General features: G+C 37.9%; 20 protein-coding genes, 1 tRNA gene and 1 pseudogene. 10 read left to right on the forward strand and 12 right to left on the reverse strand.

The annotated features are described in order from the left end of the window. Positions 1–93 precede the first annotated feature (93 nt). From ODQ17_RS18315 to ODQ17_RS18325, 3 genes and pseudogenes are all read right to left on the reverse strand, one after another. A pseudogene (locus ODQ17_RS18315) lies at positions 94–1171 on the reverse strand (DUF6670 family protein). Between the two features lie 17 nt (positions 1172–1188). Beyond that, entirely contained in the window at positions 1189–2022 is an 834-nt protein-coding gene (gene pssA / locus ODQ17_RS18320; RefSeq protein ID WP_004789558.1) for a CDP-diacylglycerol--serine O-phosphatidyltransferase, read from the reverse strand. 41 nt (positions 2023–2063) lie between these two features. Beyond that, positions 2064–2921, reverse strand: coding sequence for a 23S rRNA (adenine(2030)-N(6))-methyltransferase RlmJ (locus tag ODQ17_RS18325; protein WP_004789560.1), 858 nt, complete (start codon positions 2919–2921; stop codon positions 2064–2066). A gap of 117 nt (positions 2922–3038) precedes the next feature. Here ODQ17_RS18325 and ODQ17_RS18330 point away from each other — a divergent pair, with 117 nt between their 5' ends. Beyond that, positions 3039–3644 carry a 2OG-Fe(II) oxygenase gene (locus tag ODQ17_RS18330; protein WP_322905468.1) on the forward strand — a complete coding sequence of 202 codons (606 nt, stop codon included), beginning with the start codon at positions 3039–3041 and terminating at the stop codon, positions 3642–3644. Between the two features lie 67 nt (positions 3645–3711). Beyond that, positions 3712–4239, forward strand: a complete 528-nt coding sequence (locus ODQ17_RS18335) for a hypothetical protein (protein WP_322905470.1) — start codon at positions 3712–3714, stop codon at positions 4237–4239. A 63-nt stretch (positions 4240–4302) separates the two neighbouring features. Here ODQ17_RS18335 and ODQ17_RS18340 read toward each other — a convergent pair whose 3' ends face one another. The 4 genes from ODQ17_RS18340 to ODQ17_RS18355 all read right to left on the reverse strand — a co-directional run bounded on the left by ODQ17_RS18340 (position 4303) and on the right by ODQ17_RS18355 (position 8585). Next, positions 4303–4548 carry a DUF2789 family protein gene (locus ODQ17_RS18340; protein WP_002119522.1) on the reverse strand — a complete coding sequence of 82 codons (246 nt, stop codon included), beginning with the start codon at positions 4546–4548 and terminating at the stop codon, positions 4303–4305. Positions 4549–4724: 176 nt separating this feature from the next. After that, the gene (locus tag ODQ17_RS18345) at positions 4725–5711 is read right to left on the reverse strand and encodes a malate dehydrogenase (protein ID WP_003653591.1); all 987 of its coding nucleotides are present in this window, start codon (positions 5709–5711) and stop codon (positions 4725–4727) included. 211 nt (positions 5712–5922) lie between these two features. Then, complete coding sequence (locus ODQ17_RS18350; RefSeq protein ID WP_004789563.1) at positions 5923–6585, reverse strand: ribonuclease T2 family protein; 663 nt, start codon at positions 6583–6585, stop codon at positions 5923–5925. Between the two features lie 56 nt (positions 6586–6641). Next, positions 6642–8585, reverse strand: a complete 1944-nt coding sequence (locus ODQ17_RS18355; protein WP_107882056.1) for a lytic transglycosylase domain-containing protein — start codon at positions 8583–8585, stop codon at positions 6642–6644. A 287-nt stretch (positions 8586–8872) separates the two neighbouring features. Between ODQ17_RS18355 and miaB the strand changes: the two genes are divergently transcribed. From miaB to ybeY, 3 genes are read left to right on the forward strand one after another with little or no spacing between them, the layout of a single operon-like run. Then, positions 8873–10324 carry a tRNA (N6-isopentenyl adenosine(37)-C2)-methylthiotransferase MiaB gene (gene miaB / locus ODQ17_RS18360; protein WP_005301343.1) on the forward strand — a complete coding sequence of 484 codons (1452 nt, stop codon included), beginning with the start codon at positions 8873–8875 and terminating at the stop codon, positions 10322–10324. Between the two features lie 37 nt (positions 10325–10361). Further along, on the forward strand, positions 10362–11450 hold the full coding sequence (locus tag ODQ17_RS18365) for a PhoH family protein (protein ID WP_004789570.1): 1089 nt from the start codon (positions 10362–10364) through the stop codon (positions 11448–11450). A 9-nt stretch (positions 11451–11459) separates the two neighbouring features. Beyond that, complete coding sequence (ybeY, locus tag ODQ17_RS18370) at positions 11460–11942, forward strand: rRNA maturation RNase YbeY (RefSeq protein ID WP_322905473.1); 483 nt, start codon at positions 11460–11462, stop codon at positions 11940–11942. A gap of 101 nt (positions 11943–12043) precedes the next feature. On the opposite strand, the gene ODQ17_RS18375 is transcribed toward ybeY, so the two are convergent. After that, entirely contained in the window at positions 12044–12928 is an 885-nt protein-coding gene (locus ODQ17_RS18375) for an energy transducer TonB (protein WP_005301340.1), read from the reverse strand. A gap of 232 nt (positions 12929–13160) precedes the next feature. Here ODQ17_RS18375 and ODQ17_RS18380 point away from each other — a divergent pair, with 232 nt between their 5' ends. The 3 genes from ODQ17_RS18380 (at position 13161) to ODQ17_RS18390 (ending at position 15350) form a co-directional block, all read left to right on the forward strand. Continuing rightward, on the forward strand, positions 13161–13832 hold the full coding sequence (locus tag ODQ17_RS18380) for a hypothetical protein (RefSeq protein ID WP_004789576.1): 672 nt from the start codon (positions 13161–13163) through the stop codon (positions 13830–13832). 157 nt (positions 13833–13989) lie between these two features. Then, positions 13990–14703 carry a DUF3108 domain-containing protein gene (locus tag ODQ17_RS18385; protein WP_004789577.1) on the forward strand — a complete coding sequence of 238 codons (714 nt, stop codon included), beginning with the start codon at positions 13990–13992 and terminating at the stop codon, positions 14701–14703. A 71-nt stretch (positions 14704–14774) separates the two neighbouring features. Continuing rightward, positions 14775–15350 carry a xanthine phosphoribosyltransferase gene (locus tag ODQ17_RS18390; RefSeq protein ID WP_004789579.1) on the forward strand — a complete coding sequence of 192 codons (576 nt, stop codon included), beginning with the start codon at positions 14775–14777 and terminating at the stop codon, positions 15348–15350. Positions 15351–15397: 47 nt separating this feature from the next. Here ODQ17_RS18390 and wrbA read toward each other — a convergent pair whose 3' ends face one another. Next, positions 15398–16006, reverse strand: coding sequence for an NAD(P)H:quinone oxidoreductase (gene wrbA, locus ODQ17_RS18395; protein ID WP_023274375.1), 609 nt, complete (start codon positions 16004–16006; stop codon positions 15398–15400). Positions 16007–16366: 360 nt separating this feature from the next. Between wrbA and ODQ17_RS18400 the strand changes: the two genes are divergently transcribed. Then, on the forward strand, positions 16367–17614 hold the full coding sequence (locus ODQ17_RS18400) for a YihY family inner membrane protein (protein WP_016140126.1): 1248 nt from the start codon (positions 16367–16369) through the stop codon (positions 17612–17614). Positions 17615–17720: 106 nt separating this feature from the next. On the opposite strand, the gene ODQ17_RS18405 is transcribed toward ODQ17_RS18400, so the two are convergent. Together ODQ17_RS18405 and ODQ17_RS18410 are read right to left on the reverse strand one after the other, a co-directional pair. Further along, the gene (locus ODQ17_RS18405; protein ID WP_322905475.1) at positions 17721–18362 is read right to left on the reverse strand and encodes a fumarylacetoacetate hydrolase family protein; all 642 of its coding nucleotides are present in this window, start codon (positions 18360–18362) and stop codon (positions 17721–17723) included. A 39-nt stretch (positions 18363–18401) separates the two neighbouring features. Then, positions 18402–18899, reverse strand: a complete 498-nt coding sequence (locus ODQ17_RS18410; RefSeq protein WP_005301331.1) for a YcxB family protein — start codon at positions 18897–18899, stop codon at positions 18402–18404. A 223-nt stretch (positions 18900–19122) separates the two neighbouring features. On the opposite strand from ODQ17_RS18410, the gene ODQ17_RS18415 reads away from it, so the two are divergent. Then, positions 19123–19815 (forward strand): nitroreductase family protein, encoded by a 693-nt coding sequence (locus tag ODQ17_RS18415; protein WP_322905478.1) that lies wholly within the window; start codon positions 19123–19125, stop codon positions 19813–19815. Positions 19816–19928: 113 nt separating this feature from the next. Here the strand turns inward: ODQ17_RS18415 and ODQ17_RS18420 are convergent. Continuing rightward, a tRNA-Arg gene (locus ODQ17_RS18420) sits at positions 19929–20005 on the reverse strand.

A 20005-nucleotide genomic window follows, 5' to 3' on the forward strand; every position in this document is an offset into this window, starting at 1 on the left:
CGCCGATGGATGTGCATTATAGACCATTAATAACCTTTGACAACCCCTTTTTTAACATTACTGCAACGACAGTTCGCTTTTTAATCAAAAATGCTAAAAATAATCATTTTTTATATAAACATGGTTGTAAAAGCATCAATTTATCTAAAATTTTCTCGTCTTGATTCTTTTCCTGCCACCTAAGTGGGCGACAATCAATATATTCACAATATCCCCCCTCACCTTGCAGACATTGTTCATTCCAACTTAATTGGTATTGAAAGCTTCCTACATATCCAGCAGCTAATCCAAACTTGTAGTCACCACGGCTTTGTGCATAGAGTTCAAAAATAATTTTTCCATTTTTTTTACACTGCCAAGAAAATTCTCTGGGTAAATACATCTCTTTACCGTTCGGTGTTCTAACTTTTGGATAAACGCGATGGATATGTAAATTTACATCTTCAGTAAAGCTCTCAACAGGCTTCCCAAATTCTTGAATATCTAATCTTGAACATAAGATGATATTCCACTGATTTCTTATTTGTGAAAATGCAAGCTGAGTCGTTTCATTTAAATTAATAATTTGGCATGTGTAAAAACATAAAGATAAGAACGGTAAATGCAGGGCTCTTGCGTGTTTAAATCGTCCCAACCCTTCAACTTGATACTTTTGCCCTTTATAAAAAACTTCACCTTCACATAAACATAGTGTTGACCAATAGTCCGAAACACCCCACTGCAATGCAGAATTATTAGAGATATTTTCTGAAATATGAATAGTAAGATTACAACCCATTTCTAGGTCTAATCTCTGAAGATGGATCTTTGGGATTTTCCACTCAATCAAGTCTGTTTTATCAAACTTGTATTGTTCTGAGTCAAACTCGCACTGCCGCCGAATAGAATAAGTTTTTAAGTGTCCCACACTATGTTGGCTATTACTTACAAGCACAGTTGCAGTATCAATTGCCGAAGTTGTAATGGTGTGAGCGTTATAACAAAGGGGAATTCGTGGCTGCCCAACTAGACTAATGTAATTAAAGTAACGCAGTGGAGCAGGAAGATTTGGAAGGATTAAGCCTTGATAAACTATTTTAAAAAAGCCGCGAGAAGGCTGATATACAACCCCCTCTTTGGCATTCAGGCCCAGCTGCTGTAATTGATTAATTTGACTTATCAACTTAGGCATACTGAACCTCTTCTATTTTATGTTTTTATTGTTTCGTTACTCTTGCGTGCAAATAGTGTCGTAACAAAACCAGAAAGAGCATAGAGAATTGAAACAGTCAAAATGCCCATTGGAATATTATAAGTGATTGCTGCAAAAATCAGTACTACTGGCAACATAACTACAAAGGGAACGCGTTTACGATCCATTTGTTTGAAAGAGTAATATTTAATATTGGAAATCATGAGCAACCCCACAACAACCATAATCACGGCATTAATGGATTTAATCGCTATATCACGTAAATCAAAAATGAAAGGATAATCGCGAGCAACCCAAACAAGGGAAATAATGATAATGGCAGCGAGTGGACTTGCAATCCCAATAAAATAGCGCTTATCAACAACACCAATTTGTACATTGAAACGTGCTAAACGGAAAGCTGCACATGCTGTATAAACAAAACAACATGCTAACCCAATACGGCCTAAATCATGCAAACTCCAGCTATACATCAGCATTGCCGGAGCCACACCAAAAGCTAATAAATCAGAAAGAGAATCATATTGCTCGCCAAAAGCACTTTGTGCACCAATCGCGCGAGCAACTCGACCATCTAGACCATCTAGAAGCGCTGCTATAAAAATGGCATAAATAGCTTGGGTAAAATCCCCATTCATACTTGCAATGATGGAATAGAAACCAGACAACAAAGCGGCTGTCGTAATTAAGTTAGGCCAAAGATAAATACCTCGGCGCTTCACTTTTTGTCCTTCCGGATTATCCTCTTCTTCAACCACTTCGAATGTAATCCCATCAAATGAATGTTCATTATGAGTTAAATCTTGCTCTGGTTTAGGCGCATTTGTCATTATTTTCTATTCCAAACATGTGCATTGATTTAAGTTAACTGTTACTCACCTACTAACCAGCGAACAGCAGCGTGACCACCAGTTTCTTGCATGCGTAGATGCGGGAATAACCACTGTAGAGCCTGGTCAGCTTGCTCAGAGAACTGCCAAGGTGGATTAATCACTAATAGACCACAACCATTCAAGCCTACAGGTGTGTCATCTGGCCATACACAAATTTCGCAGACCAACTGACGGCGAATTCCTGTTTTAAACATTTTCTTTTCAAAACGTTCAATCATCGCTCGGTCTTTAATTGGATACCAAACTGCAAAAACACCTGTTGGCCATTTCTTATGAGCTTGTTGTAACAGTTCAACTAATTGCGGAAAATCTTTACGTTCTAATTCATAAGGCGGGTCAATCATGACCAAACCACGTTTTTCTTTTGGCGGAATTACGCCGAGCAATCCTTCATAGGCATCACGCTCATGTAAACCTGCACGTTTATCATAAATGTTGTGTCGCAATTGTTGAAAGACATCTCGTTGCATTTCAAAAATTGTTGCTTTATCAATTTCACGCATGCCTTGCAAAGCAAACCATGGTGAACCTGGATAACTGCCTTTGCCTTCTTCAGAACGTAGCTGTTCTACCAACTTCAAATATTGTTGGATTGCTTCAGGTGCCTGACGCTTTTCCATTTCAGATATTTGAACTAGACGGTGAATGCCTGTAAGAAACTCTCCAGACTTTTGTGCAGGCGCCAGAGATAAATCATATTTTCCTGCACCTCCATGCGTATCGATATAACGATAAGGTTTATCTTTAGCATTTAAACGGTTGAGAAGCTGTAGCAAAAGCACATGCTTCATAACATCTGCAAAGTTGCCCGCATGGAAATGGTGACGGTAATTCATGTTGACTTTAATTCCTCAATTCAACAAATAGTTTAACATGAAAAAAATATTCTTTCGTAAGGTTGTGATCATCTAAAATAGAGCGGCTTGATATTTTTACGATCTACTCGAGGTTATATGCTCTCTCACCCGCTTCCGGACTCATGGGATCTGGATCAAATTCTAGATGATTTAAATACGCATGGCTTTGCGATTATTAATCAAGCCTATTCGGATCAATATCGCGCTCAAGTCGCTAACGAGTGTAGCCATCATATTGATGAATTTAGAGAAGCTGGTATTCAAAACGGCGTGATGAGTAATATCCGTAGCGATCATATTCTCTGGATTAATTATCAACTTCCTATTGCTCAGCAACATATTGAAACCTTGACTTCTTTTTCACAAAATCTAAATCAAGCATTCTATTTAGGAATTAAAGAAGTGGAAGCTCATTTCGCCCGTTATGGTTTGGGTGAGTTTTATGCTTTACACCGAGACAATCCTCAACAAAAAAATGATCGTATTATCTCAACCGTTTATTATTTACATCCAGAATGGCAAGAAGATTGGGGTGGTCAATTACGACTGCAAGATAAAAATGAGAAGTGGCATATCGTTAATCCAGAGCCAAATCGACTTGTAATATTTCAAAGCAATTTATTACATGAAGTATTAACTTCAAAACAACAAAGACTCTCTATCACAGCTTGGCTTCGTAGCGGAAATTCGATTTGGGTTTAATGGTTACTCTTTAAATTTGGTAAATGAACCCGATATAAAAGCTATTGATTAAAGAAGGTAATGGCGTATGTCTATTGAAAGTAAAACAATTGTGAACCGAATTGGTGAAACAGACCAACTTTATTTGACTGAAAATACGCCTGAACTTGCTTTGGAGCGTGCCGAGTTACGCATGCAACTTGTCGTATTAAGTCGTGTTCGCCAAGAACAACTTCATTTTCTACAAGAAGCGATTGTTTTGCTTGAACAAGCTCGTATGGAATATGAAGAAATGCCTTTGAGCTTATATCTTAATTTGTCTCTACACTTGGCCAAAGCGTATATGTTTTATTTTGAATTAAATAAAGAAAAACGTTTTGCGTTGATTACTCAACAAATTTTGAAGCCATTAGCACATCATGAACATGCTGATATATATTTCTTCTTGGCTTATGCGTCAGCCGCTCGACAAGAGTCGGCATTGACACGCCATTGGCTAACTAAATATTTATCAACAAGCACGTGTGATCTAGCATTACTTCATGGCCAACCTGTATTTGACCTTGTCCGTCATGAGCCATGGTATAAGGATCAATTAAAAATAAAGACACATTAAACAGTTAATGTAATTAGGCCTGTTTTATATATTGAATATAAAACAGGCCTTTGTTTTATTCGTTTATTTTTTCACACTATCTTCATGTAGTTGTTCATTAAGTTCGTCAATTACCACAATCCATTCATCATCTTTTTCCCAATGGCTCTTTAAAAAATCGCTTTGACCTTTTGACCAAAAAGAGGCTTCATGCAATTTCTGCTCAGCAGGCAATTGATGTGTTTTGATAAAGTTTTCGATGCTTGCCTCATCTGAATCTAAACCCAGCTGATCAAATAAAAGCTCTAAAGTAGGTTGCTGTTCAAACATTGTTATTCTCCTATAACTTGTTTTAAATCATCTATTAACTAATCTAACAATAAAACCTTTTTATATGCATGAGAATGTTTATATTTTCTTGTTGTTTTTTGTGTTTTGTTTCAAATGATTAAATATAAAAAAGCACTCTAAAAAGAGTGCTTTTTTTAACTTATCAAAAAGATAAATTATTTCAACATGTCAGCGATTGCTGCACGTTCTTCTTCAAGCTCGTTTAGAGTGAAGTTGATACGCTCACGGCTGAATTCATCGATTTCTAAACCTTGAACGATTTTGTATTCACCATTCTCAGTTGTTACAGGGAAACCGAACATAACGCCTTCTGGAATACCATAAGAACCGTCAGATGGAATACCCATAGTTACCCATTTGCCGTTTGTGCCAAGTGCCCAGTCGCGCATATGGTCAATTGCAGCGTTAGCAGCAGAAGCAGCAGAAGACAAACCACGTGCTTCGATAATCGCAGCACCACGTTTACCAACAGTTGGAAGGAACACATCTTTGTTCCATGCCGCATCGTTGATTTTGTCTTTTAAGCTTTCGCCATTTGCAGTTGCAAAACGGTAGTCAGCATACATTGTTGGAGAGTGGTTGCCCCAAACTGTTAAGTGTTCGATATCAGCAACTGCAACACCAGCTTTTTGAGCAACTTGAGTCAACGCACGGTTGTGGTCAAGACGCAACATAGCAGTAAAGTTTTTCGCTGGAAGGTCTGGAGCAGAGTTCATAGCGATGTAAGCGTTAGTGTTTGCAGGGTTACCTACAACTAATACTTTAACGTCACGACTAGCAACTTCGTTTAATGCTTGACCTTGTCCGATGAAAATTTCACCGTTAACTTTTAACAAGTCAGCACGTTCCATACCAGGACCACGTGGACGAGAACCTACCAATAAAGCGTAGTCAGCATCTTTAAATGCAACTTTCGGATCATCAGTCCCGATCATGCCAGCCAATAAAGGGAAAGCACAGTCATCAAGTTCCATCATTACGCCTTTAAGCGCTTGTTGAGCTTTTTCAACTGGAACTTCAAGCAATTGTAAAATAACAGGTTGATCTTTACCTAACATTTCACCGCTTGCGATACGGAATAATAAGCTGTAACCAATTTGACCTGCAGCGCCAGTCACGGCAACACGAACGGGTTGCTTCATGTAATTGTCTCCAATGAGTGTCCTTAATCGGGCTAAATAGGAATTCCATCTAACCAAATCATCATAAACGGCAAAGATTGTACTCTAAAGATGTGGCAGATGCATGTAAAAGCGACTCATTTTCACCAAAAGTCTGATAGAAAATACAAATTAACCTTTACAAATAGATTCAATGTATGGTCAGCATTTTTTCACGAAATGATAGTTACCTTTAGTAACTACCTTTAATCGTGATTTCACCAGGGCAATTCGATACAACATGATTTGCACATTGTTTATATTGGCCTTTTACCGTGTAACACACCTTCACTTCCGTCAAAACAACATCTGAACGTGATAACTGACAAGTCAAACGAATACCATTTTGCGGCAAGCTCGGATTAAGACGAGTAAATTGCTGTTTTAAGGCCGACTGTTGAATTTCAACATTTGTCGAACTGGTAAGGCTAGCTGGAATTTTTAAACGTTCAGCAAAATTAATGACTGTCCGGAAATATTGACTTGCATTCATAGGAACGCATCCCCCTACACTTTTCCAAAGCTGTACACGCGCATTGTTGTCAGGCATGACCCGAGCTACGACTTTGGCTTGCAATGGGGAAAGAGCTGCCGAACTTTCTGTTGAACAATCAGTCTGATTTGTTTCTGGCATAAGGCCTGTAATTGTCAGTGAATATCCTTCAAGACATTTACGTTGTTTTTGTTTAGAGGGATCTAACGCACATGCGGCAGGTGTCATTTGTACGTGCATAACATATCCCTGTAAATTAACAGGTTCGGCATGCAAAACGGAACTCATCAATCCTACCCCTGCACAGATAAGCCACCATGCAAGTTGCAAAATTGAACGAAGTTCCAAATATCTATATTTCATTTAATTAAAACTTGAATATGCCAATTAAAAGAAGATCCATCATCAACCACCTAAACTTAAGGCGATGTACGCATTGGAATGACTTTCATACGTTGTGATAATGATTGAGCCCCTTGCCCTAATATCACACCATAATGTGTTGCATTCGTCATAACATGCTTGACATAGTCTCTGGTTTCTAACAATGGAATTGTCTCTGTATATTGATCAGCCGAAATTGATTGAAAGTCCGGTTGCCAACGTCTTGCCCGATTAGGTCCAGCATTATAACCTGCCGTTGCCAAAACTGGATTATTGCTTAATTGTCCCTGAATCATCGACAAATAAAATGTACCATATCGAATATTGGTATTCATTTCATTTAATGCCGCTGGATTATAGGTTTCGCCCATTTGACGTGCAATCAACTTTGCCGTATCGGGCATAATTTGCATAAGTCCACCCGCTCCAACGTGAGAGCGTGCGGAGGTAACAAATCGGCTTTCTTGTCGCATTAAACCATAAGCCCACGCTGGATCAATTCCTGCATTGTAACTATGACTTACGACATTAGTCTTATGGGGTGTCACATAGCGATACGTATCATTATGTTTATTTGTTGTACGATCTGCTGCGTAAATCGCACGGTCATACCATCCCATATCATGAGCACGCTTTGCAGCAGCTAACAACACACCATCATCATGTTGAAGATAAGCTTGTCGAACTGCCCAATTCCATTCACGGTTGGTATAAGTCGGATTTGCATTAATACGTCTTAAAGTAAAAGCACGATTAAAGTGAACATTCTGATCTAAACGTCTTAAATCACTTGCTGTTGGTTGATCATCATAAGGTTGGTGATTATAACGTTCACCCAAACGATCTTTAGCTAAAAGGTTGTGATAGTCATCACCACTTTCAGCTAACTTCTTATAAATACGTTGCGCAGTATTTTTTGAATTACTGTCATTGCGCTGCTCTGTTGCACGAGCAAGCCAATATTGCCAGCGATCTTCTTGTTTTTGTGTCACGCTCATAGCATCAATGGCACGAATTAAACTTTCCCACGCACCAAATCGGATTGCCTGACGCGCATAAATTTCAGCTTCTTCAGGGCTTAGAGGGTAACCGTAACTTGCATCAAAATATTGAAGAACTTCACGATTGAAATTATTTTTCATAACCGTGGTGCCACCAATATAAGCCACCGTTCTATATAAATACTTTTGTATATTCTCTGGTGTACCTTGAGCGACACGTTGGACGTTCGAAAAAGCATTAGGTAAGTCATTATTAGCCAAACGACCTAATGCAAAAATCAAATAAGCATAGTCTGTATCATTTGTTTTAGGTGCACTCCACAAATAATTGAGTGGGTTAGCCTGAATTTGATTAAGCTGAGCCAAGGACAGATTCATACCTAAAGTCTGCGCCGTAGCAAGGGCCTGCCCTGTTAAACCAGAACGTAACTGCACCCAAAGGCGCTGTTGCTTATCTTGCTGACTCATTAATGGGCTAGATAACATCAAGCGTCCAAGCCCCACACAAGATTCAGGTTGCGATTCGGTGGCTAACCATACATCTTTATATTCAGCAAAAACTAATGCATCACCAGTTTTGGCTCTCACCTGTGCCAATGCACAGTTTTCTGCCTGATCTGGATTGGTGACATAAGATAGTAAAGGTTGTGCAGATGCGAAGTCAGCTTGTTTAACTTTTTCTTCAACATAATCGGCTGCCAATTTCTCAGCCATTGCTGATTGAGGATAACGTTGAGCAAAACTTACAATCGAAGCTGAAGGTTGAAAGCCAAGATTGGTATTAAGTTTCCAATATTCTGGATAGTACCCCAATACATCATTTTGCATAGCCAGCTGATATTGGTCTAATAACGCGGTATTGCCACTATTTGCAGCATTTAATGCATCATTGAACTGCTCTTCGGCAGCATAGGTAAATGAACAACCAAGTAAACACATAGCTCCTAACCAGCTACGATGCATATATTTATTTTTCATTACACGACTATGGATTGATGAGCTCTTTCTACTTGGTCTCATAAATGTGTTAAACCCTGACTATTCACCTTCAAAGCATAGTTTAATTAGTCTTCGTGCTTTCTTTTGTTGTGTTATGTAACTCTATGATTCAACATCATTAAAATTCACATAATTTACTTCAAAAAAACGGTGTCACCTTCTAAAGGTTTACTGTTATCGGTTCGGTCCAAATACTGCTATAATGAATGGTTTGACCCATTTTGGGCAAATTTATTCTTTTTTAGATCGATCTGTTAGGAGCCTGCATGACGGTTCAAACCTTCATTCCCAATGGTGCCAAAGCTGCCTCAGAAAACACTGTTACCCAGCCAACGCACACCACTGATGTTTCAATAAAAAAACTTTATATTGAAACTCAAGGGTGTCAGATGAATGAGTATGACAGTCACCGTATGGCAGACCTTTTAGGGGACTCTCACGGTTACATTTTAACGAGCAACCCTAATGAAGCAGACATCCTGCTCATGAATACGTGTTCTATTCGCGAAAAAGCACAAGAAAAAGTATTTAGTGAATTAGGGCGATGGCGCAAACTAAAAGACAAAAATCCTGATCTTGTGATTGGTGTCGGTGGATGTGTTGCCTCTCAAGAAGGTGACAATATTCAAAAACGTGCGCCTTATGTAGACATGATTTTTGGCCCTCAAACACTACACCGTTTACCACAAATGCTTGATCAACATAATGCTCAAGTAGAAAAACCTAAAAAAGACAAAATCAAACTCGTTGATATTTCTTTCCCAGATATTGAAAAGTTCGACTTTTTACCAGAACCACGCGTAGAAGGCTTTAAAGCATTTGTTTCTATTATGGAAGGCTGTTCTAAATACTGCTCTTTCTGTGTAGTTCCATATACACGTGGTGAAGAAGTTTCTCGACCTTTAGATGATGTACTTGCAGAAATTGCAGGCCTTGCTGAAAAAGGTGTCCGTGAAATTTCACTTCTTGGTCAAAATGTAAATGGTTACCGTGGTGAAACCTTCGAAGGTGGCATCTGTACCTTCCCTGAATTGTTACGACTCGTTGCAGAAATTCCGGGTATTGGACGCTTACGTTATACAACATCGCACCCACTTGAGTTCTCTGATGAGCTAATTCAGTGTTATGAAGATTTACCTCAAATGGTGTCACATTTACACTTGCCTGTTCAAAGTGGTTCGAATGACGTTTTACAGGCAATGAAGCGAAATCACACGATTGATGTTTATATCGATAAAATTGCGAAGCTACGCAAAATTCGTCCAGATATGCATTTATCAAGTGATTTTATTATTGGCTTCCCTGGTGAAACTGATGAAAATTTTGCAGAAACATTGCAATTTATCAAAGATTTAGACTTTGACCATTCTTATAGTTTTGTTTATTCGAAACGCCCAGGTACACCGGCATCAGATTTGCCAGATACCACACCTGAGCAAGTTAAAAAAGAGCGTTTAGCTCAAGTTCAGAAAGTCATTAAGCAGTCTAGTATTGAAAAAACAGATGCCATGTTAGGTAAAATTGAACGTGTACTTATTGAAAAAGTATCTGATCAGGACCCTAATATTTTAATTGGTACTGCTGACAATACACGTCTAGTCACTTTCGTTGGTGATGCAACTTGGGTTGGTCGTTTTGCAGAGATCGAGATTACTGAAATTAAAACTTTAAATTTTGTTTACGGTGAGCTCTTGAATCTTGAACCTGACGTGGCGTAATGTAGAGGTATTCTAAAGTCTACTGAAAGGTTTTCTCTTGACTGCAGCGATTCGACGTACCGTAACATTTCCTGAAATTTCAATGGAACGTTTAAAGAGCATTCTAGGTGCCTATAATGGGCACCTGAAGCAAATTGAACAGCGTTTAGATGTCAAAATTACTCATCGTGGAGATGTTTTTCACATAGATGGTGAAATAGATGCTGTTGGGAGAGCCGAAGCATTATTGCAACGACTCTACGAAGAGTCTGAGGTATCCCAGCAAATCAGTGCTGATCTATTACACCTGCTCATTCAATCGTCACAAACTGAACGCAATTTCGAGTTAGTTGGTGACGAAATGGATGAACACGATGCGCCGCTTGATGTCTATTTCCAGACCCGAAAAGGCCGCATTAATCCACGTGGTGCCAATCAAAAACGTTATGTACAACGTATTTTACAAAGCGATATTTCTTTTGGTGTAGGCCCTGCTGGTACAGGTAAAACCTATTTAGCAGTTGCAGCCGCCGTAGACATGCTAGAACGTAACGAAATCCAGAGGATTTTACTTGTACGTCCTGCTGTAGAAGCTGGAGAAAAGCTGGGTTTCTTACCTGGTGATTTAACCCAGAAAATTGACCCCTATTTACGTCCTCTTTACGACGCACTTTACGAAATGCTTGGCTTTGAAAAAGTTGCTAAGTTAATCGAGCGTCAAGTCATTGAGGTTGCGCCTCTTGCATATATGCGTGGGCGCACACTTAACCATTCATTTGTCATTTTGGATGAAGCTCAAAACACAACACCAGAACAAATGAAAATGTTCTTGACTCGTTTAGGTTTTGGCTCTCGTGCAGTGATTACAGGTGACATTACCCAAGTAGATTTACCTCGAGGTCAACAATCTGGTTTGGCACACGCACTCCGCGTACTCGAAAATATTACAGAAATTCATATTACCCGTTTCCATTCCCGTGACGTTGTACGTCACCAACTGGTTCAAAAAATCGTTGAAGCGTATGAAGGATGGGATGGTGAACAACAGCGTCTTAATGCTGAAGCACGTGCTGAACGCAAAGCACGTCAAGAAGCATTAGTTGCTGAAAACGATACAGCAGCAGACTTGCAACATCAGGATGCTTAAGGATTTATTTTGAAAATCAGTTTAAGTTTACAACAAGACTTTCAATCACCTGAGTTAGAGCTCAAACGAGCTCAACTCAAAAAAATTATTGAGACAACTTTACTCCACGTTGGCTATAAAGAAGATTGCGAAATTGGCGTTGCTTGTGTCGATTTAGCAGAAAGCCAACAACTTAATCTGCAATATAGAGAGAAAGATAAACCAACTAATGTTTTATCATTTCCAAGTGATATTCCTGAAGAAGTTTTACCAATGCTAGATGCCCTACCTCTAGGTGATTTAGTTATTTGTATTCCAGTGGTATTACAAGAAGCTTTAGAACAGAAAAAAACTGCCCAAAACCATTTTGCACATCTCTTAGTACATGGTGTTTTACATTTGCTTGGTTATGACCATGAAACCAGTGATGAAGATGCAGAGGAAATGGAAGGGATTGAAGTCGAAATTCTAGCAAAGCTGAATATCGAAAATCCTTACCAAGAACAGATTTAATCATTATTGATTAGAAGAAAAACATAATCTGTCTTCAGATGGGATTTTTTCTAATTAATTATAATCAATGTGGATAAGCTAAAACTTATCCACATTTTTTATTAATGTACTTCAAATTCTGCTTGAGCCGGATCGAAACGCCACGTACGTACAATACGTAATTCAGAAATATCTTTCATATTGGCATCGAAATGTCCAAATGGTGCGCCGCGACGTACTGAAGACTTAGCTGCTTCATCTAATATTGAGTGCCCTGAGCTTTCAAGTAATCGAATTGCACGTATTCCGCCTTGGGCATTCAAAATCACCATTAAACGGACTTCACCTCTTAGCTGTTGTTGTTTGGCTTCTTCTGGATAATAGCGATTACCATACAACTCTACTTTTTCACGGAACTTATCTAAATAAGCAGCCGAAGCATCTTTCTTCGCTTGAATTCCATCTACTGTTTTGATTTTTTGTTGCCGACTGAAATCTTGTCTACGTTGTAAATATTGTGCTTCAAGACTCGCAACCATCGCAGCTTTTGCCTGAAATTGACTTTGTAATTGTTCTAGTTCTTTTTTCCTTTGACTCGCATCAGCTTGTTTTTGCCAACTCAAAACAGTCATTAAGACTTTTTCTTCAAATTTAAGCTCTCTTTGCTGCTGAACCTTTTGCAAACTTTCTAACTCTGCATTTCCAGTTGAAGCATCATTAGGCATCGGATTTGGAGTATCACTAGAGGTACGATGGGCTTCACGAAATGTGCCCGAACCTTGCTGGTCTGCTTGTGCCAAAAAGTCTGCCTGCTGAACTGGCTCATTACTTGATCGAATTGAAATTGCAATTTCTTTAGTAGATTGCTCTGACGGGCTAGGCATGGCAAAGTGGATGAGCAACACAAAAACATGCAGTAAGATTGCCAATATTGTTGCAGCAATAAAGACTCGGTCTTGCCACCAATGGTAAAAAGGCTCTATGGATAGACTTCTTTTGTTCAACATAATCTTAAAAGCATATAAATGCCTTATCCCCACGGTTTAATACCGAATAAAATATAAACTGATATTCAAATATGGATAAAAGTGTGATTCACTTCAAATATAGAGTTTTATCCATTTTCATTTTGTCAAAATGTATCAATTAAATTTGTTACACTGCAATATCAAAACTCGTTTTTTATCATAATAAAGATTGTGTTGGTTCTTAAGTAAATTATCTTCTGGAAGTTCTTTTATGCAAACGCTATTTTCCTCATTAGTCAGACGCCTTAAAAAGGTCTACCAAAAAGCAGAAGCATTCATTGAAGAAGAAAGAGATTTTACGTTATCACAAACCTTTCTGAATGCCACTTTACAACGTTATGTTACCAATAATGTTGAATTTCTAGATGACCTCCACGCGGATCTTTATCATGACTGGTTAAGGTTATATGCAACCATGCATGTAAAAGGCTTAGAGACGACACTATCTGTTGATTTAAAACTGATTCAGATGGAATTTAATCAAGAACAACAGCTTTTAGTTTTTGAACAAATTAGTAATACACAAATTATTGAAGCGAAATATAAAAACTTTTGGCAGAAGATTGCCGTAAAAGCCGCAGTGTTTTACTACCATAAAATTTTGAAAAAAGATCCTTTAGGAATGATTCTGGAACGTTTTAATGTAGCAGAAGAACGTGATGAACTCATATTCCTTGATCTCAATCGCTGGTTTGGTAAAAAGGCTAGTATTATCGAGACATTAAGTAAAGTGCATGTAAATTACGCACGAGTTCGTGAGGCTGAGTTAGTCGTATTTGGAAATGTGAATTTAGCAGCCCTACTTTACCGTGATCAGGACGATGATTTTGAAGATGAATTAGAAGATTCTGAAATCACACCAATCCAGCAAAAAGATGTATAGCGCTGTGATGAATAAAAATGAATTAACTGCCAAAAAACACAAATAGATTACACATTTAGCATAAATCCTGATTTTTTCTCCATGATCAACAGGCATAATATGTTTAAGTTATAGATGCATCAGCACTGACTTTCAGTCTGTACAAGGATATTTACTTATGGCAACAAAATTTCTGAAATCGTTTGGCATCGCAACAGGTATTTCAACAACTTTGCTTTTTGCAGGTTTCTCAAGCCATGCACTTGCCATGAGCCCATTTCAGGCAAATTATCAGTTCACTTATAATAATAAAGGTATGGGTTCGGCTACACGTACCTTAAGCCAGCAAGGTAATAATTGGACTTATAATTTCACGGCAAAAGCAGGTGGAATTGCTTCAGCAAGTGAAACAAGTAAATTTAGTTTTGCTAATGGTAAAATTGGATCTCAAAGTTTTAGCCGTACCAGCAAAATTTTGATTCATAACAACACTATGAATATTAACTTTAATCCAAACAGCAAAACTATTTCTACCAAGAAAGATGATAAAGCTCGTTCATTTGCTTGGCAGGCTGGTGTACTTGATGAGTTAAATGCAGAATTACAAGTGCGTGAAGATTTAAAAAATGGTTCTCTTAAAACTTCATACCCTCTTGCCGATGCAAAAGAAGTTGAAAATCGCCGTTTTGTAAAACAAGGTAATGAGAAAATTAAAACTTCTTATGGCACATTCGATACCGTAAAAGTTGTTTTAGAACATGGCAAACCAGACCGTAATACTATTTTCTGGTTAGCACCTAAATTGGACTACTTACCAGTTAAAGTCAGCCATGTTGATGGTAAAACTTCTTATGGCCTGTTATTAACAAGTTATACAGGTAAAACGAATTAAAGCTTGCATTTTTTCGGATGCTTTTTAAAATACGCATTTGCTTTAAAAGCATCCGTCTAGAGGATTCTCCCGTGCACGCACTAGAACAGAAAATCTTAACAGAAGGTATCGTTCTATCTGATCAAGTCTTGAAAGTCGACGCTTTCTTAAACCACCAAATTGATCCTGTATTAATGCAGCAGATTGGTAAAGAATTTGCCGCTCGCTTTAAAGATGCAGGGATTACCAAGATTATTACCATTGAAGCATCAGGTATTGCACCTGCAATCATGGCAGGTTTGGAACTTGGTGTACCTGTAATTTTCGCTCGTAAATATCAGTCATTGACGTTAAAAGATGACTTATATCGCTCTAAAGTATTTAGTTTTACTAAACAAACGGAAAGCACGATTGCGATTTCAAACAAACACCTTCATTCAACTGATAAAGCATTAGTTATTGATGACTTCTTGGCGAATGGCCAAGCAGCATTAGGACTAATTGATTTAATTCACCAAGCAAATGCAGAAGTTGTGGGGGTTGGTATTGTGATTGAAAAATCATTCCAACCGGGCCGTGATTTATTGCTTGAAAAAGGCTACCGAGTTGAGTCATTAGCACGTGTTCTTTCTCTTACAGATGGTAAAGTTACTTTTGTAAAAGAATAAATTGTGCAAATAAAAAAGAGCGGATATCCGCTCTTTTTTTTGGCTGTTTAAAGAGAAACCACCAGCTTTTTAACAACTTCACCCAAACGCTTACCTTGAGCTTCACACAAAATCTTTTCATCCTGACTTAAGCTCTGGTCATGGCGGGGTCCGCTTACATGACTTGCCCCATACGGTGTTCCACCTGTTTTAGTGTTAGATAAAGCTGGAATTGCATTTGGTAATCCCAGAATCATCATCCCGTGATGAAATAACGGCGGCAACATCGTGAGTAAAGTACTCTCCTGCCCACCATGCATTGATCCAGAAGAAGTAAAAACACAAGCAGGTTTATTATGTAATGCTCCATTGAGCCAAAGACTCGTCGTTTGGTCCCAAAAATATTTCATTTCACTTGCCATATTGCCGAAGCGAGTTGGGGAACCTAACGCCAGACCTGCACAATTCGCTAGATCATCTAACGTACAGTAGATATCGCCTTCTGCTGGAATACTTGGTTCAGCTACCGTGACGACCGGAGCAATATTTGGCACTGTCCGAATTTTCACTGACATACCCGCAGACTCAACACCATTGGCAATTAAATGCGCCATTTCTTTAGTAGAACCATATTTACTGTAATAGAGTACAAGAATGTAAGGTTGCATCGGTTTCATAAATTTTGTTAAAAAGAACACTATACGGTATTTTTTATTTTTTTGGCGAAACCAATTTTATGAAATTCTAGAGGTGATTGATTGTTTAGCGTTAAAGGCAACACGAGCAAATTTCTCAAATTCGTTGAGTAAAAGGTTCATCAACTTTTGATGAATCTTATGATCACACAACAGAAAGTCAACTTTTCTGAAAAGATTATGGCTACAATTTTTTCTATAGCGCATAGTAAACTTACAGAACGACTTTAATTCTATAAGTTATTATTTTGCTTTAATCTACGATTTGAGTTCTTCAGCTCATACTTTGATAAGCTATTAATCGCCCAACATGATGATTAAAAAAATCGGGATAGACAACGCATGTTACAACGTTTTTTAAGTAAGCTTCCTTTTTATAATAAAACCTGGTTTCAGTTCGTTTTATATGTATTTAAACGTTTTGAAGCTGATCGGTGCCGTGAACAAGCTGGTTCCCTCACCTATACAACACTATTCGCAGTTGTGCCGATGTTAACGGTTTTTTTAGTTATTATCTCTTCAATTAAAGCGCTAGAACCTGCAAGACAACAGCTCCAACATTTAATCTATAGTAATTTTTTACCTAAGAGCACTATTGCATTTGATAAAGCTCTAAATGCTTTCACAGAGAAATCGAGTAACCTGACCGTTATTGGTGTGCTATTTTTATTCGTCACTACCGTTTTAATGCTGACCTCAATTGAAACCGTCTTTAATCGCATTTGGCGCGTAAAAGAAACTCGTAGTGGCATTATGGGTTTTATGCGTTACTGGACCATCATCTCTTTAGGTCCGATTATCTTAGGAAGTGCATTCGTCATTTCCTCGACTGTCGCTTCCATGAATATTCTCAGCAATAATTTTGCAGGATATCAACTTGATGGATCATTCATACTCTGGTTGATTTCTTTTTTATTGACCATTGTTGGCTTTTTTATTTTGTATTGGACTATTCCGAACCGAACAGTTCCAGTTTATGCAGCCGGTATAGCGGCTTGCTTAAGTGCTGTACTTTTTGAAATACTCAAAAACCTATTCAGCTTCGTAATGTCAAATTTCACCAGCTATGAACTGATCTACGGCGCATTTGCAGCAGTACCTATTTTCCTGTTATGGATCTTTCTTTCATGGAATATTATTTTACTGGGCGTAGAAGTTAGTTTTGCTTTAACTGCTTTTCACTCAGGTAAAGAGCAAAAACGACACCCTGTTCTAATGTTATTAGATATTCTTGAGCTGTTTTATAAAAAGCAAAAGCTGGGTGAAAGTGTAAGTGATAAAGAAGCTTTAGAAATTTTAGGCCGTGGAGAAATTGGTCGCTGGCCTGCTTATGTGCTTTTACTAGAAGAACAAAATTTAGTTAAACGTACTGATAAAGATGAATATGTTCTAGCGCGTAATTTATCCCAAGTTGATTTCTGGAGTTTTTTCACAGCCCTTCCGTATCCATTGCCTTTACGTCAAGATGTCCAAAATGTGCATGATGACGATGAATGGATGGAAAAAATTGGACCAGCACTCATTGAGTCTAATGATTATTTAGCTGCAAAACTTTCTATTCCTCTTTCAACAGTTTTTGAAGAGAAATAGAAAAATAAGGCGATTTATTAATATAAATATCTTCCACTTCTAGACAATAAAAAACCCTATTATTGAAAAAATAATAGGGTTAAAACTTGGCAAATTTAAGAGTGGATTATGCTTTCACAAAAGTTTTCCATACAAAATCTTGCGTTGCACCTTTTAATGTCATTTTTAACTGAGCACCCGAGTGTAATGGCCCAACACCAGCAGGTGAACCTGTCATAATTACATCACCCGGTTCTAGTGAAAAGACCTGATTAATATCAGCTAATAGATCACCAATCGTAAACATTAATAATGCCGTATTGCCATCTTGACGTAACTCATCATTAATATGGAAAGTGAATTTAGTTTCTTGCCAATCGGTAATTTCGCTCAAATCTACCCAGTCAGCTAATACACAAGCACCATCAAAAGCTTTTGCACGTTCCCATGGGTGACCTTTACTTTTCAGATCATTCTGTAAATCACGCATTGTTAAATCGAGACCTAATGTCACCGCACCAATCGCTTTTAATGCTTTTGCAGGATCTGTTTCACCTTTTAAAGGTTGGTCAATGCGTAAAACTAATTCACACTCAAAATGACAACTGCCCCAAGCTGGATTCCAGGAAATACCGTCATTTAAACCAATCAAACTACTAGGTGGTTTAATAAATAATATCGGCTTGTCAGGCATAGCATTATTTAATTCTTTGACATGATCAGCATAGCTTCTGCCTACGCAAACGATTTTTGAAGGACGTGTATTCATGAGGCTTCCTTTGTTGTTGCGGCTAATAATTCCAATAATTTATTTCTTAAATGTATTTTCAAATATCGTTTGATCTGAAACCTGTGCAAATGCTCGCTTTGGCACAATAATTACAGTTTTGTTTTTTAACTCAAGCATGTACGTCAGCTTACCTTTAGCAAAGGTTTGCACATCCGCATATTGCACTACTTGCTTACGTTCACTGGAATAAAGCTCAAAATAATCTTGATAAAGGTCGATTCCCTGCTCACTCTTTCCAAACTGGTAACGAACAAATTGACGTTTAAATAGCATCGGTAAAAGCCAATAACGCATCAGCCCTTGCATCACCAGAAAAAACAAGCCTAATCCGACATAATATCGGCCAACCCCAGAGAAACCTAAATAAAGTCCCCAAATAATAATTGCAATACTAATCGCAGGTGTTAGAAAACGGGTAAATTGTTTTTTCCCAAATGTTACTAACGAAAATCCATCTTGTGATTCTTCTAAATTCAAATAGTAACGTAAAGATAAAGCTGTTTTTTGCTCAGTCATTGCAATGCATCAATACTCAATAAATCGAAACTATTAGAGCATATTCATTTCAGCTTTAAAATGAATCAAAGGCTATTTTTTGTTTTGTTTAAAAGAAGCAGTTATGGTTCAGTTGCAAAATATTTTTCGTTGCATATATGGAACGTAGATTCATATTTTTTGAGCTTATTTCACTTTTTAAAATTTCTACAATAAAAGCATCACCTTCTTAGTGGAATGTCTCATGTCTTTTTTTGCAAAATTATTTGGCTTAAATCAAAAAGCAACTGTCTCAAAAGATGTGGTTACGCAAGCCACTCAAGAGACGAACCTTTCAAATGAACCAAGCTTTTTAGAATTAATTAAAAAACGTCGTTCAATTTATTCAATAGGAAAGAACTTAAAACAATCCCCAGCTGAAATTGAAAAATTAATTCAAGAGGCTGTAAAACATAGCCCATCTGCATTTAACTCCCAGTCTTCTCGCGTTGTGATTTCATTTGATCAGTCCCACCAAAATTTCTGGAATATTGTTTTAGATGTATTAAAAACGATTATTCCAGCAGAAGCCCTAACTGGAACTGAACAGAAAATTCAAAGTTTTGCGGCAGGTACAGGTACAGTTTTATTTTTTGAAGACCAACATGTGATTAAAGGTCTACAAGAACAATTTGAAGCATATGCAGATAATTTTCCAATCTGGTCTGAGCACTCAACAGCAATTGCACAATTTGCAGTATGGAACGTACTGGCTGAACAAGGTATTGGGGCTTCTTTACAACACTACAATCCAATCATTGATGAGAAAATTAATGCTACATTTAATGTTCCCGCTCATTGGAAATTAAGAGCTCAATTAGTATTTGGTTCAATCGAAGGCGAAGCCGGAGAAAAAGCTTTTATTGAAGATGAAAATCGTTTTAAAACATTTGGCTAATTTTCTACTTTTTAATTCTTTTCAAAGCTGGTTGCCACGAGCACCGGCTTTGAATAGAAATGACAAAAAATAGGCACAAAAAAACCGCTATATATAGCGGTTAATTCTTCAAGTGGTGCGCTCAGAGAGATTCGAACTCCCGACCCCTTAGTTCGTAGCCAAGTGCTCTATCCAGCTGAGCTATGAGCGC

It is taken from the genome of Acinetobacter sp. IRS14 (assembly GCF_034650275.1).
Lineage (GTDB): Bacteria > Pseudomonadota > Gammaproteobacteria > Pseudomonadales > Moraxellaceae > Acinetobacter > Acinetobacter oleivorans.